Annotated in this window: 16 protein-coding genes; 9 read left to right on the forward strand and 7 right to left on the reverse strand. The window is 62.2% G+C overall.

The window, feature by feature from the left end; genetic code table 11:
* The first annotated feature begins 37 nt into the window (after nucleotides 1-37).
* Both NYQ88_RS20520 and NYQ88_RS20525 read left to right on the forward strand, forming a co-directional pair.
* Complete coding sequence (locus tag NYQ88_RS20520) at nucleotides 38-571, forward strand: copper chaperone PCu(A)C (RefSeq protein ID WP_275652906.1); 534 nt, start codon at nucleotides 38-40, stop codon at nucleotides 569-571.
* Nucleotides 572-574: 3 nt separating this feature from the next.
* A complete protein-coding gene (locus NYQ88_RS20525) occupies nucleotides 575-1,168 on the forward strand; it encodes an SCO family protein (RefSeq protein WP_275652907.1) in 594 nt (197 codons plus the stop codon).
* Between the two features lie 236 nt (nucleotides 1,169-1,404).
* Here NYQ88_RS20525 and NYQ88_RS20530 read toward each other — a convergent pair whose 3' ends face one another.
* From NYQ88_RS20530 to NYQ88_RS20540, 3 genes are all read right to left on the reverse strand, one after another.
* Nucleotides 1,405-2,130 carry an RES family NAD+ phosphorylase gene (locus NYQ88_RS20530; protein WP_275652908.1) on the reverse strand — a complete coding sequence of 242 codons (726 nt, stop codon included), beginning with the start codon at nucleotides 2,128-2,130 and terminating at the stop codon, nucleotides 1,405-1,407.
* Nucleotides 2,131-2,139: 9 nt separating this feature from the next.
* On the reverse strand, nucleotides 2,140-2,517 hold the full coding sequence (locus NYQ88_RS20535) for an MbcA/ParS/Xre antitoxin family protein (RefSeq protein WP_275652909.1): 378 nt from the start codon (nucleotides 2,515-2,517) through the stop codon (nucleotides 2,140-2,142).
* A 79-nt stretch (nucleotides 2,518-2,596) separates the two neighbouring features.
* Nucleotides 2,597-3,514, reverse strand: coding sequence for a LysR substrate-binding domain-containing protein (locus NYQ88_RS20540; RefSeq protein ID WP_275652910.1), 918 nt, complete (start codon nucleotides 3,512-3,514; stop codon nucleotides 2,597-2,599).
* A 106-nt stretch (nucleotides 3,515-3,620) separates the two neighbouring features.
* Between NYQ88_RS20540 and NYQ88_RS20545 the strand changes: the two genes are divergently transcribed.
* Nucleotides 3,621-3,788 carry a hypothetical protein gene (locus NYQ88_RS20545; protein WP_275652911.1) on the forward strand — a complete coding sequence of 56 codons (168 nt, stop codon included), beginning with the start codon at nucleotides 3,621-3,623 and terminating at the stop codon, nucleotides 3,786-3,788.
* Between the two features lie 55 nt (nucleotides 3,789-3,843).
* Nucleotides 3,844-4,236 carry a hypothetical protein gene (locus NYQ88_RS20550; protein ID WP_275652912.1) on the forward strand — a complete coding sequence of 131 codons (393 nt, stop codon included), beginning with the start codon at nucleotides 3,844-3,846 and terminating at the stop codon, nucleotides 4,234-4,236.
* 195 nt (nucleotides 4,237-4,431) lie between these two features.
* On the opposite strand, the gene NYQ88_RS20555 is transcribed toward NYQ88_RS20550, so the two are convergent.
* A complete protein-coding gene (locus tag NYQ88_RS20555; RefSeq protein ID WP_275652913.1) occupies nucleotides 4,432-5,358 on the reverse strand; it encodes an extensin family protein in 927 nt (308 codons plus the stop codon).
* A gap of 92 nt (nucleotides 5,359-5,450) precedes the next feature.
* On the opposite strand from NYQ88_RS20555, the gene lepA reads away from it, so the two are divergent.
* Nucleotides 5,451-7,256: a translation elongation factor 4 gene (gene lepA, locus NYQ88_RS20560; protein ID WP_275652914.1), complete on the forward strand. Its 1,806-nt coding sequence runs from the start codon at nucleotides 5,451-5,453 to the stop codon at nucleotides 7,254-7,256.
* Nucleotides 7,257-7,403: 147 nt separating this feature from the next.
* Here lepA and NYQ88_RS20565 read toward each other — a convergent pair whose 3' ends face one another.
* Nucleotides 7,404-8,255, reverse strand: coding sequence for an ATP/GTP-binding protein (locus tag NYQ88_RS20565; protein ID WP_275652915.1), 852 nt, complete (start codon nucleotides 8,253-8,255; stop codon nucleotides 7,404-7,406).
* A gap of 161 nt (nucleotides 8,256-8,416) precedes the next feature.
* Here NYQ88_RS20565 and NYQ88_RS20570 point away from each other — a divergent pair, with 161 nt between their 5' ends.
* Both NYQ88_RS20570 and NYQ88_RS20575 read left to right on the forward strand, forming a co-directional pair.
* Nucleotides 8,417-9,013 carry a YigZ family protein gene (locus NYQ88_RS20570; protein ID WP_275652916.1) on the forward strand — a complete coding sequence of 199 codons (597 nt, stop codon included), beginning with the start codon at nucleotides 8,417-8,419 and terminating at the stop codon, nucleotides 9,011-9,013.
* Between the two features lie 355 nt (nucleotides 9,014-9,368).
* Nucleotides 9,369-9,626 (forward strand): hypothetical protein, encoded by a 258-nt coding sequence (locus NYQ88_RS20575; protein ID WP_275652917.1) that lies wholly within the window; start codon nucleotides 9,369-9,371, stop codon nucleotides 9,624-9,626.
* Here the strand turns inward: NYQ88_RS20575 and NYQ88_RS20580 are convergent.
* Together NYQ88_RS20580 and NYQ88_RS20585 are read right to left on the reverse strand one after the other, a co-directional pair.
* Nucleotides 9,592-10,782, reverse strand: a complete 1,191-nt coding sequence (locus NYQ88_RS20580; protein WP_275652918.1) for a PAN domain-containing protein — start codon at nucleotides 10,780-10,782, stop codon at nucleotides 9,592-9,594. The genes NYQ88_RS20575 and NYQ88_RS20580 overlap by 35 nt on opposite strands.
* 87 nt (nucleotides 10,783-10,869) lie before the next feature.
* A complete protein-coding gene (locus NYQ88_RS20585; protein ID WP_275652919.1) occupies nucleotides 10,870-11,781 on the reverse strand; it encodes an HNH endonuclease in 912 nt (303 codons plus the stop codon).
* A gap of 168 nt (nucleotides 11,782-11,949) precedes the next feature.
* Between NYQ88_RS20585 and NYQ88_RS20590 the strand changes: the two genes are divergently transcribed.
* Both NYQ88_RS20590 and NYQ88_RS20595 read left to right on the forward strand, forming a co-directional pair.
* Nucleotides 11,950-12,273: a hypothetical protein gene (locus tag NYQ88_RS20590; protein ID WP_275652920.1), complete on the forward strand. Its 324-nt coding sequence runs from the start codon at nucleotides 11,950-11,952 to the stop codon at nucleotides 12,271-12,273.
* A gap of 608 nt (nucleotides 12,274-12,881) precedes the next feature.
* Nucleotides 12,882-13,361 (forward strand): glutathione peroxidase, encoded by a 480-nt coding sequence (locus tag NYQ88_RS20595; protein ID WP_275652921.1) that lies wholly within the window; start codon nucleotides 12,882-12,884, stop codon nucleotides 13,359-13,361.
* Nucleotides 13,362-13,423 lie beyond the last annotated feature (62 nt).

The following is a 13,423-nucleotide window of genomic DNA, read 5'->3' on the forward strand; positions in this document are numbered from 1 at the left end:
ACGCCAGACCCGACCGACCCAGTTCTGGAGATCAAACATGATCCGTCTTTTCGCGCGCGCCCTCGCGGTGTCGACCCTTGCCCTGTCCCCGCTCGCCGTCTCAGCCCATGAAGCCGGCGCAAAGCCCGCCCATGGCGCCCAGGCCAATGCGCCTGCCGGTCCCGCCGTGACGCTCGGCACCCTCGAAATCTCCGGCGCCTTCACCCGCGCCACCTTGCCCAACGCCCCGGTCGGCGGCGGCTTCCTCACCATTGCCAACACTGGCACTGAAGCCGATCGCCTCGTTTCTGCAGAGGCGGCCATTGCCAAGGATACCCAGATCCACGAAATGGCGATGGAAGGCGATGTCATGAAGATGCGCCAGCTCGCCGATGGCATCGAGATCCCCGCCGGTGAAACCGTCACCCTCGCGCCCGGCGGCCTCCACATCATGTTCATGGGCCTCAATACCGCGCTGGTTGAAGGCGAAACCGTGCCGGTGACCCTGACCTTTGAAAAGGCCGGCAGTGTCACTGTAGACCTCGCGATCGGCGCCGCCGCTGCCGCTGCGCCCAAGGCGATGGGTCACTAAACCATGGCCAGCTCGCTCTCCCGCATCCGCCTTGTGCTCTGGATCGTGGTCGCCGCCTTTGCGGCCACCGCCACGGGGCTTTATTTCTTCGGCGCCACCCGCCCGACCGAAGCCGCCGGCATCGGCCATGGCGACTATGTTCTGACCACCGCCGACGGCAAGGATTTCACCCGCGAAGATTTCAACGGCAATCCTTCGGCGCTGTTCTTCGGCTTCACCCATTGCCCCGATGTCTGCCCCACCACCCTGGCGGAAATGACCGCCTGGAAGGCCGCCCTCGGCGATGAGGGCAAGGACCTCAAGGCCTATCTCATCACTGTTGATCCCGAGCGGGACACGCCCGAGGTGATCGGCGAATATGTGGCCTGGACCAATTTCGTCACCGGCCTCTCGGGCTCGCCCGAGGAGATTGCCAAGGCCACCAAGGCCTGGGCCGCCTTTTCCGAAAAGGTCCCGCTCGAAAACGGCGACTACACCATGGACCACACGGCCTCGGTATTTTTGCTCAATCGTGACGGGGAATTCGAAGGCACGATCGCCTATCGCGAAGACACCCAGACCGCCATCGGCAAGCTGCAAAAGCTGATCAAGGGCTGAGGGTTTTTTGCCCTAGGCGCCCCCCTCCCCGAGAAGGGCAGACCCTGATCGACTGGGAGCACACAAGCGCTTCCCCTCCATCGTCATTGCCCGGCTTTGTCCGGGCAATCCACCTCGCCCCAAACTGGATCACACGGACAAGCCAGGTGATGACGGCGAACTGAGAGTGCAACTCTTCCAAGCATAGGCAGACACCCTCCCCTTGAGGGGAGGGTTGGGGGCCTTTGCACCGTGCCTCACCCCAGCCGCGGATCCCCGGCAAAATCGGTCCGCGAAAACTCGAGACTCATCCGCGGGAACTCGCACACCGCCTGCACCACACCCGGCCCGACCCGCAATTTCCACGTCTGCCGTCCGGTCGGCGCGGGGGCGGAAAAGGCGGTGCAGGTCAACACCGCAAGGTTCGCTCCCGCGCCGGGATCCCGCACCGAGGCATAGCGAATGACGTCAATGCCCTCGGCCCGGGCGCTGTCCGCCAGCGCCTGACAATCGGCATAGTCGACGGGATCGCGCCAATCGCCTTCATCCGCCATCGCCGCATGGGTAAGATCCACGGACCGCTCCACTGAAAGCGCCACCGAAAACGCCGTGTAATCGGTGGCATTGGCTGGCAGCGGCGTGTCCGGCGACTCCGCAAAGAACAGCAGCCGATAGAAGGCCATCTCGGCCAGCGCCGTCTCCACCGCTTCGGCGCAATAGAACACGCCCAGCGTTTTCCCGGCACGGCGAAAGCGCGAGCCATAAGGATAGGCGGCACCATAGCGGAACGGCGTGGCGAGGAGATAATCGAGCCCCCTGCATTCGGGCGGCAGGCGCGGCTTGCTCTCCTCCAACGCAGCCTCGAGCATTTCCTGCTCGGCAAGACTATCAACCAGCTTCAAGGTCGAGACCAGGTGCTGGGCCTCGACCAGTCGCCAGGCCGTGCCGCGATAGGGCGAGATGGCGCGGGGGGAGATCACCAATAAGTAATCCTAGAGCGGGGCGCGACGCGCATCGAGATAGGCGAGCACGTCCATGAGCCCGGCGATCGTACCGATCCGGTCAATCGGCCGAGCCCCCAGCGCCGTGTTCTCGCTGCTCATCCAGCCGCGGATCACCGCCGCATCGCCCCCGGCAATTGCGTCGAGCGAGCGAAACACCCGGATCAGCAGTACGGAAAGCTCAAACGGCTTGCCATTGGCCTCGAGCACGTAATTGCCCTTGCGCATGCGCGAAATGGTTGGCTCGCTGGCGCCAATGGCCTGGGCCAGACGTCGCGCGCTCAGCCCAAGCGCCTCGGCCGCGCGCAGCACCGCCTTGGTCACCACACCGGCCCGATCGACTTCAGCTTGGGCAGCAAGAAGAGACATCTCTTCCTCCAGAAATTTTTATTCCCATAAATTTCATATGAAAGATAGTCGTCATCCCGCCATAAGACAAGGCTTGGGTTCAGGCCCGGTGGCGGATCTGGCTGAGATAGCCATCGACGCTGTCGGGCACTTCCTGTTCCAGCCAATCGCGAAATGACTGCAGTTTTCGCGACAGGCGCCGACCCTTGGCGGTGGCGAGGAAATAGCCGCGCTTGCCGGTGACCGGTTGGGCAAAGGGGCGCGCCAGACGCCCGTCGCTGACCGCGTCGGCACTCATCATATCGGCCGCGAGCAGCAGACCCTGCCCCGAAATGGCAGCATCAAAAGCCAGCGAGGCATCCGAATAGACCGGGCCGGAGAGTTTAGTCTGCGGATCGAGCCTCGCCGCCTTCAGCCACAGCGCCCAATCGAGCATGGTGGTCTGGTCGGCGATGACAGGAACGGCGCCCAGATCGAGCGGCATGGGATAGCGCGCGAGGAATTCAGGAGAGCAGACCGGCTGATAGTCCGTTCCGCCGATTGGAAAAGTGTCGACACCCGGCCAGTCGCCATCGCCAAAGCGGATGGCGCAGTCGATATCATTGCGATTGAGGTCGCGGATCGCCCCGCTGACATCAAGCCGCAATTCCAGCCCCGGCCGGGCGGCATTGAACTTTGCCACCCGCCAGATCAGCCAACGCGAGGCAAAGACACTGCCCACGGTCACATTGAGCACGCCATCCTGCGCGCCGGTGAGGCCCGCCAGCGCTTCTTCAAGCGCGAGAAACCCGGCTGACAATTGCGGCAGCATGTCGGTCAGCACCGGCAGTGGGCGCAAGCCCTGGGCGGTGCGGGCGAAAAGCTCCACCCCCAGCCTCTCCTCGGCCCGCCGCAAATGCTGGCTGACCGCACCGGTGGTGACGCCCAGCTCCTCGGCGGCCGGGGCCAGTGCTCCATGGCGCGCCACAAGTTCGATTGCCCGCAGTGCGTTAAGCGGAATAGAGAAGCGATTGCCCATATAGTTTTTCTAAACCCAAGCCCAGAGCTTGTCCATTGCGGCGGCTAGAGGTTCGGGCGCATTATGCCGTCATAGCTTCACAAACCCTCACATCTGGAGAGAATTAATGTTCACGCTACGCCACATCTGGCGTCGCGCGCTGGCCTGGCTTAATGCGCCGGGCAATGGCGCAACGCCGCTTTCCCCGCGCACTGCAGACACTGACGCGATGACTCTTCACGACTGGTCGGATTTGCCAGCCCACCACCCGGGCCGCACACAGGCGCCGTGCTGAGGCCATATTCGCAGGCTTGATTGGGGGAAATTTCCAGATCAGTTCAGGATTTGCGATGCCCCGTCTTGCCCTCGCCGCGTTTGTTGTGGCCGCCAGCCTCGCGCCTGCCTTTGCGCAGGATGCAGCGCCAGCCGCAGCCCCCCAGATCACCATCGATCCTGCTGCCGCCGTCAATCAGCTGCCCAGATCGGCGCAGATCCTGACCGGGCTCTACGCCACGCTGGCAACGCTCGAAATTTGCGCCATCGACATCCCCGAGCCGGCCCGCACGGGCATGAGCGCCCATCGCCGGCAGATGGAGGCCTCGCTTTCCATGGACGAAGCCACCGGCACCAAAGCCTATGAAGTGGTGCGCGCCGATGTCGAAAAGACCGGTGTGGATTGCAGCGAAGCCAGCGCAGACCGTCAGCAGGCCGATGCCGTCATCGCCATTTATAACGGCGGCTAAGGGGTGGGCGAGCTATTGCGTAGCGTTTCGCGCCTCAGGACCCTGTACAAAACAACCGCCCCCTCCCCATCGTCACCACCGGGCCTGTCCCGGTGGTCCATGCCTCAAAGACTGAATTGCCGGGACAAGCCCGGCAATGACGGCGGAGATAGGGTCCGCTTGCGAAACAAGAACACCCACTCCAAAGAGCAAAAATCACTCACAAATCTGCGCCGTGCAGGTTTTTCCGTGGCAGCCAAGATCGAGGTGAAAATGATCCTCGTGGCTCGCATTCGCTTCCGGCCCCAGCACGGTGGTAAAACGCCCGCAGGCGTCGCCATGTGCCTGCCGCAGCATACGCCCCTCTGGCGCTGACGCTGGCAGCCAATCAGCCTCGACATTTATCGTCCGACCATCAAGCAGCTCGAACCCCACCACATCGAGCGCATTGGCAAAGCCATGTTCGGACGTGTCTGCCTCCGCATTGCCATTGCGGCCCCGGCACATCATTGAAGTGCCGGTCACGAGCGTTGCGATCGGGCTGTCGAGCGCCGCATTGGCATAGGCATCGACGTCACCCACCCAATCGGCCAGCGCCCCCGCCATCTGGCAATTGGTCGTTACCGGCGAGGAAAAGCCGATCTGGCGTCCATTGACGTTCACCGCGCTCACCGAGAGCGGTGAGCGTTCCCCGCAAATCCCCTCGGCGATGGGCTCCAGCATCTCTCCTACCACGGCCCCGCTCAACAGCGCCGGGCAGGCAGTCTGATAGATTCGGTCATCGGGCGGTGCAGCAGGGGTTTTTGCCGGCGTCTCCGGCAGCGGCTCGGCACCACTTTCCGGCGCGGTCTCATCTGCCTCTGCGGGCGCCTCAACCTCGGGCTCGGCCTCCGGTTCATCATCGAGCGCTTCTGGTCGTGGCCGGGGAATCGGCGGCAGCGGCGCTGCGTCCTCAATCTTCTCTTCTGCCACAGGCGCTGGCGCTGGAGCCGGTTCAGGCGCAGTCGGCGCCGGACGCGGCGCCTGCGTCCGCCTGGGGACCAGCTCTTCCACCAGCTCTTCGAGCGGCTTTAAAAAATCCTGCGCCGCGGCTGGAATGCCGAGGCAGGCGAGTACGGCGAGTGTGGCAATTGCGGTGCGCATATACGAACAACGCGCAATCACAGCATCGCGATCCCATTTACCGCGCGGAAACCATCTTTGCGGCTTGTTCGGCTTCTGCTATCAGCGCGCTTATGACAACGCCGCTTTCCCATATTCGCAATTTCTCCATCGTCGCCCACATCGACCATGGCAAGTCCACACTGGCCGATCGCCTCATCCAGGCGACGGGCGGGCTAGACCTGCGCGAGATGAAGGAGCAGGTGCTCGACAATATGGAGATCGAGCGCGAGCGCGGCATCACCATCAAGGCCCAGACGGTCCGTCTGACCTACAAGGCCAATGACGGCGAGACCTATATCCTCAACCTCATCGACACGCCCGGACACGTCGACTTCGCCTATGAAGTCTCCCGCTCGATGTCGGCCGTTGAAGGCTCGCTGCTGGTCGTCGACGCCTCCCAGGGCGTGGAAGCGCAGACGCTCGCCAACGTCTACCACGCGCTCGAGGCCAATCACGAAATCGTGCCGGTCCTCAACAAGGTCGATCTGCCCGCAGCGGACATCCCGCGCGTCAAAACCCAGATCGAAGATGTGATCGGCATCGACGCGTCCGACGCGATCGAAATTTCAGCCAAGACCGGCCTCAATATCGAGGGCGTGCTCGAAGCCATCGTCACCCGCCTGCCCGCCCCCAAGGGCGACATCAACGCCCCGCTCAAGGCGCTGCTCGTTGACTCTTGGTACGACACCTATCTCGGCGTCGTCGTTCTCGTGCGCATCGTCGATGGCGTGATGAAAAAGGGCCAGCGCATTCGCATGATGGCCTCCGGCGCCGTCTATGAACTCGACCGCGTCGGCGTCAACACGCCCAAATTGGTCGAAGTCAAGGAACTGACCCCGGGCGAGCTTGGCGTCTTTACCGCTTCGATCAAGGAAGTGGCCGATACCAATGTCGGTGACACCATCACCGACGACAAGAAGCCCACGGCCGAGCCGCTGCCCGACTTCCGCCCGGCCCAGCCGGTGGTGTTCTGCGGCCTCTTCCCGGTCGACGCTTCGGATTTTGACGAGCTGCGCTCTGCCATGGGCAAGCTGCGCCTCAACGACGCGTCCTTCTCGTTCGAAATGGAAACCTCGGCAGCGCTCGGCTTCGGTTTCCGCTGCGGCTTCCTTGGCCTGCTGCACCTCGAAATCATCCAGGAGCGTCTCGCCCGCGAGTTCGATCTCGATCTCATCGCCACCGCTCCGTCCGTGGTCTATGAGCTCGAGCTGACCGACGGCACGTCTATGCTCCTCCACAATCCGGCCGACATGCCGGACGTGATGAAGATCACCGAGATCCGCGAGCCGTGGATCAAGGCGACCATTCTCACCCCGGACGAATATCTCGGCTCGATCCTGAAGCTCTGCCAGGACCGTCGCGGCATCCAGACCAATCTCAGCTACGTCGGCTCGCGCGCCATGGTCGAATACGACCTGCCGCTCAACGAAGTGGTGTTCGACTTCTATGATCGCCTCAAGTCGATCTCGAAGGGCTATGCCAGCTTTGACTACCACCTCGACACGCACCGCGAGGGTGACCTCGTCAAGCTCTCGATCCTCGTCAATTCCGAGCCGGTCGATGCGCTGTCCATGCTGGTCCACCGGTCGGTCGCCGAATCGCGCGGCCGTCAGATGTGCGAAAAGCTCAAGGAGCTGATCCCGCAGCACCTCTTCGTCATCCCGATCCAGGCGGCCATTGGCGGCAAGGTCATTGCCCGCGAAACCGTCCGCGCCATGCGCAAGGACGTGACCGCAAAATGCTACGGCGGCGACGCCACCCGCAAGCGCAAGCTCCTGGACAAGCAGAAAAAGGGCAAGGCCAAGATGCGCCAATACGGCAACGTCAACATCCCGCAGGAAGCCTTTATCAAGGCCCTCAAGATGGGTGACGAATAGGCCGGTTCGCCTTTGGCGAAGCCGGCGCGCCAGTGGCGCGACGGCAGGCTAGTCGCCGGGTCGCTGCCAACGGCAGCGGGCACCCGGACCAGACGGGCAATCACACTCGACTGACGACAAAAAAATGGGGGCTTTCGCCCCCATATCTTATTCCAGCGTCAGCTTGACCAGCTCGCCTTCCATCATCATCGGCACGAAGATCGCCTCTCCGTCGCTGCCGATATCGGCGGCGCCCATGGCGAGCGTCGCCACTGTCTCCGGCGCGCTGCCCGGCGTCACGCTATAAATCGTGCCGCCGAAAAAGTCCGACACCACATAGGCGTCGCCGATCCTGACGATGCCATCGAGAAAGCCGATCTTGTCCGCGCCTTCGACCGCCGACACCGCCTTGGTGGCGATATCGATGCGCACCAGCCCCCCCGGCACCATGTCTTCCGGCTTTGCGGCCAGGGTCCCGAAGCTGGCAACAAGCAGGCTGTCGCCATCGGCTAGAATGCCATTGGGGCTGCCCAGCGCCGCGTCCTCGACGAACAGCGCCGCCTCATTGCCCGCCACTGCATAGACGCGGTTTGCAAAAGTGTCGGTCACATAGATCGTGCCTTGGCTGTCCGCGGTCACGTCATTGAGGAAAGTCGCGCCTTCGATCGCCAGCGTCTCCACTTCGCCCGAGGCGAGGTCGACAATGCGCAGATTGGTGAGGTCGGCCACATAGAGCTTGCCGCCGGCAATGGCCGAGCCCTTGGGCGCATCGAGCCCGGTGACCCAGGCGGCATCGATGATCTCGCCATCGAGCGAGACGAGGCTGAGCGTGCCATTGCCATCGGCCTCGGTGGCCTCGCCCACGATATTGGAGACGATCAGCCGGGAATTGTCGGCGTCAAACACCACCGATTCGGGCACGTCAAACCCGGACGTGCGCCAGGCCTCTGCGGCCGAAACCGCGCCGGTGCTGGCCATCAAAACCGCCGTCAGCCCAAGGGCGAGCGCTGTTCTCGTCATGAAATCCTCCTCATCTGCAATAGCTTATCTGAAATCCTGACGGCCCCCTCCACCAAGGCGCCGCTCGGAACAGTCTATCGGCATCTGGCGATGGCGTCACCCCGGCGTCTCTGCCGGCGTCGCCCCTATTTTCCGCCGCCACCCCTGCTATAAGCGCCACCATGAGCGGAAAATTCACCCTTCTCGCCCCGGCCGAGGCGCGCCAGGAGATCAAGAAAAGCAAGTTCATCGCCTTTGCCGCGCCGATCGACAGCGAGGCGGATGCAAAGTCTTTTCTCGCGCAAAAATCCGATCCCGCCGCCAATCACAATTGCTGGGCCTGGCGCATCGGCCAATCCTATCGCTTCAGCGACGATGGCGAGCCGAGCGGCACCGCCGGCAAGCCCATCCTTGCCGCCCTTGATGGCCAGGCGCTCGACCGCACCATCATCATGATCACCCGCTGGTTCGGCGGCATTTTGCTGGGCAGCGGCGGCCTCATCCGCGCCTATGGCGGCACCGCGGCCCTGTGTGTTCGCGCGGCCGAAAAATCCCCGCTGATCGACAAAACCACCGGCCAGCTCGACTGCCTCTTCTCCGATCTTTCACGCCTTCAGGCGCGCCTCGGCATCATCCGGGGTCTCGAGGTCCTGTCCCAGGATTTCACCGACACCGGCGCAACCCTCACCCTGCGCTTTCCCACTTCAGACACAAGAATGCTGGCTCAGTTGGTCAATGATTTTACCAGCGGCAAGAGCGCCTTGCGGGTGGAAGACTAGCCGGTCCCCAAGAGCACCCCCACCCAACCTCCCCCTACCAGAGGGGGAGGAGTTATTCCGTGGCTCATCACCCTCTGAGCCCACGCGCTGCATCCCCACCCACCGGCCTGTCCCTCCCCCCTACCAGGGGGAGGCTAGGAGGGGGTCTTTCCGGCACTGCACATCCAGGCCGTCATCACCCGGCAAGTCCCGGTGATCCACGCGCTGCCAAACTGGATTGCCCGAACAAGTCGGGCAATGACGAAGGATGGATACGACTGTGCGCGAAACTCGCCTCAAGCGAATTCTAACGAATGGTAAACCTTAACGGCTAATTAACCGAATGCCGTGACTATAGCGCGACTTGGAGTGAACCATGCGCGCAAAACTTGTTGTCATTGCTGGCTTCATTGCCTTCTCGGCGCCTATCTGCGCTGCAGAAGATTTGCCCAACCGCTTCGAAGTTGGCTCAATGGTCCAGAGAGATGCTTCTGGCGCCTACAAGTTGGAATGGCAGAAGCGCCTGCTCACTATACAGCACGCTTTTGCCGCTGAATTGATCGACAGAGCCGGAATTGATTACACGGCGACCGGTTCCATCACTCAGACAGATCGAGCACCTCTACAGCACTAAATGAGACCCAACGCTTCACCCCACTGGTGACGTTCGAGGATGATCGGCGCTCGCCGACGCTTCCTTTTAGCCAGCATTGTTTGGGTCCACTGGCGAATGAGAAGGCCACACATTGGTCATTGTCGACGCAGGCCATCCGGCACTCCCCGGGCGTGTCGGCGTTTGGCCATGGCGAGGTTGTGAGGTCCCCGCCGACAAGGTCAGTGCGAGGCGACACATCCGTCGTCGGGTCGATAACACCGATGCGGAAAGTCGGGGCGGTGGACATGTTCGGGGGCAGGAAAACACCCGAGAGAGCATCGGCATAGCCCTCTAAGCGATCAGTACCGCTTTTCAAGAAGCAGTTTGGGCCGCGCGTCAGCGACGGATTGGCATTGAAGGTGAATGCAAGGCACTGCTGATTGACAAGGCAACTTGCAGCGCAAGCGACGACGTCGGCCTCACGCGCTGAAACAATGTCCTGCCCATAAAAGTCGAGCCCGGTGTAAAGGGCCAGCCGCAGTGCGTCGCTGTCCGCAGTCGCAGCGGGGGGCGGTGATGTCGGTTCCTCAGACTTTGGCGCAATCAAGCCCGCAAGTTCTGCATAGTCGCTTTTCCCCCGAAGCCCCTTCCCCACTCGATTGATTTCGAGGGCTTCGAGTTCGCCCTGCGTGAAGACGTACATGTCTTCGCTCGGGGTTCTGAACATGCGTGTAAACACTTCGGTTGGCGTATCGAAGCGCGTCAGAACCTCCAGAATGTCTGAGACAGTGGATTGAACGCCAGACGGGTCAGGCGTCTCCGACCACATTTGGTGAACACCAAGCTCACCTTCCGCCAATCGTTCATTCCCAGCGAAAAATATGAATGAACATGCAGAGTAGCAGCGCGCACCAGTTGGAACGACGGTGCTCAAGCCACGCGCATGGATGTCATCGGCGATCAGCAACGCGCTAGCAACCAGACCGCCATCACTCGAGAGGACGACTACCTTGGCGTTCGGCCTAAGAGCGAGTGCCCGTCGAAATTCCAGTGGTGTGCTGACCCCGATGTCGCCATCCAGAAGGATGGCCGACTGGCTATTGTCCGACACAACAAACGCACCGATGCGCTCATCCGCCACTGCTGGCGACATCACATTTGCGATGATGACAATGAGCAGAATTAATAAGCGCATGACGCCCCCCAGACGTCCCGGATAGAAGCAGTTGACGCAGGATATCGCAATCGCTTGGCGTGGATATCTGCAACAACACTCACCACTTTAGCGCTTGAAGCAATTCTCACGATGCCACCGCAAAAATGCCGGGTGCAGGCGGTCGCGCTGCATCGTGGGTCCAATGAGCTTGCCCGTCTTGTTGATGAGGCTTTCCACCCCGTCTCGGTCGTTCACCTGACGGGACACGAGAACGTCGAGGTCATCACTGAGCGATATGAGGCCCCGGTCGAACATCCAATGCACGGTACCGGATAGCGCCAGCCCATTGTTGATGATGTCGGGTCCATTGTGTTCGACGGGGCGAATATGGGCTGCAGCCATTTCTGCGCGTCCCCCGCCATTGATCAGTTTCAGCCCGGTTACCGCGCAACGCTCATCATAGGCCCGCAGCACGACGCGGCGGAACATCCGGTCTCGCAAGGTCCGCGTTGTTAGCGCAGGAATCCGTTCCCGCTCCTGCTCATAAACGAAAGGAACTGGCGCCTCGTCCATTTGTAGCGGCAAATCTGGCAGCCGCAGGACGTCCCCAACCCGCGGCAGCAGCGGTTGTTCTTCCGCAAGGCCACGCTCGAGGATCCGGTCAAAATCAGTCGGAGAGATCGGGCGAACCGCAGCCTGTGCGCGACCCGAAATGCGCCCAGCTTCGTTGAGCAGCCCTCGCTCAATGGGGCTCCCGCCATGGTCGAACGGCACAGGGTTTGGAAATTCGAGATAGCTACCCGGCTCGATCAACGCCACATACATATTCTCGGCGGTCGGGTCAGGTACGATCCGCTCCACCCGCGCAATTGCATAATACCCCTTTGAGCCGCGCACTTTGACTGGCTCATAATAGAGCACCCAATCACCGACCATGGCCGAGGCGCGCTCAAGATACATTCGCGGAAATTGATACCGCTCGGCGGGACTATCGTCATACACCGAGTCCGCGCGATGGATAAAAACGCCGAAAGTCATGCTGCCCTCCGCTACGCAGAATAACGGAGGCGGTATGCTTGCGAAAGATCTTTGAGAAGTCGCTGCCGGAGACGTTCCGGACATGTAGCGCGGCAATCTCCAACTTCTCCCCGCCCCTCATCACGCCCTTACCCTCTCCTGTCCCTCTCCGCAGGAGACACCCAAAAAATGCCACGCCCCCTTCCCCACATCTCCCACGCCCTCGCCGCGCGCCACGAGGCGCTTTGGCTCCGCGTCACCTCCCTCCACAAGGACATCACCACCATTGCCGCCAAAAAGCCCGACGCGCCGGTCGGGGACACCGAGCGGGTTCTAGCCGAGGGGCTGATCAGTGATGGGCGGCCCTTTCTTTCGGCGCGGCATGGAAAACTGCCGGTGGCGGCGCAAAATTTTTCGGGGCTGGCGGTGCAGTTGGGGCAGGTGCTGGCCCAGCTCGATGATTATGAAAACCGCCACGCCGCCTGGAACGCCCGCCAGAATTGCCGCTGCTAGCGGGTCGAGGGGGAGCCGCTGCCCATTGCCCGGCTGCGGCCCGACGTGGCCGTTGCCCCGCTGAACACCGCCAATGGCGAGGATCTGCGCGCAAAACTGCTCCGCCGCACGCAGAACCGGGAGCGGCAGATTTTCGAGGATGGGTTCCACAAAGGACTTTCTGCCCGAAGGGGGCCGCCGCCAGAGCCCGAGACGGCAGCGGTTTTGCCCCCGGCAGCGGAAACTTATCCCCGCGGCCGCTGAGCCGGCTATTCTTGGGTCAGCGCTTCGCACGGGCAGGTCTGCATGCGAACTGAGCAAAGCGCGCCGGCCGCAACCCGTTCGCATGGGGCGCGCGTTCAGGCACCGGCCGACCCCGCTGCGAGCGATGGCGGGGCGCGATACCGGCGCTGTCCGAAAAACCGGTCTCCCGAGGTGGCACTTGCCCCTCATCTAAAAGTCCCAGGAGCAAATGCCACCTCGGGTCTGCCTTCTCTCCCCTCTCCCCGCGCGGCTCCGGCCCTGCGGGCGCTTCGCCATGTCTTTATTGGCCGGGACAGATCTGAAAAATTCATTTGCCGCTGCCGGTTCGGGCCCCTACTTCTGGCCCGCAACAGGAGCCGCGACCGATGCAAACTCTCGCCGATTTCACACTCCCCCGCCTCGATGGCACGCCGCAAAATCTCGGCGATTTCCTCGGCAAGGTGGTGCTGGTGGTCAATGTCGCCAGCAAATGCGGACTCACCCCGCAATATGAGGGGCTCGAGGCGCTGCAGCAGCGGTTTGGCGACCAAGGCTTTGTCGTGCTGGGCTTTCCCTGCAACCAGTTTGCCGGTCAGGAGCCAGGCACGAGCGCAGAAATCGCCCAGTTCTGTTCCACCGCCTATGGCGTCAGCTTTCCGGTGTTCGAACGGATCGACGTCAATGGCGATGGCGCCCATCCGCTTTACGCCTGGCTCAAAAAGAGCGCGCCGGGGCTTTTGGGCAGCGAGGCGATCAAGTGGAATTTCACAAAATTCCTGCTCGGTCGCGACGGCAGCGTGGTCGAACGATACGCCCCCACCACCGAACCCGCCGATATCGCCTCCGACATCGAGAAATTGCTTTAAGCCTCGGTGCTTTCCAGCGCCGCTCCGATCTACTAATTTAGTGTGGCTTGGCGTGGCGGATG

Origin of the sequence: Devosia sp. SD17-2 (genome assembly GCF_029201565.1) — a bacterium.
In the GTDB taxonomy this organism is placed as follows: domain Bacteria; phylum Pseudomonadota; class Alphaproteobacteria; order Rhizobiales; family Devosiaceae; genus Devosia.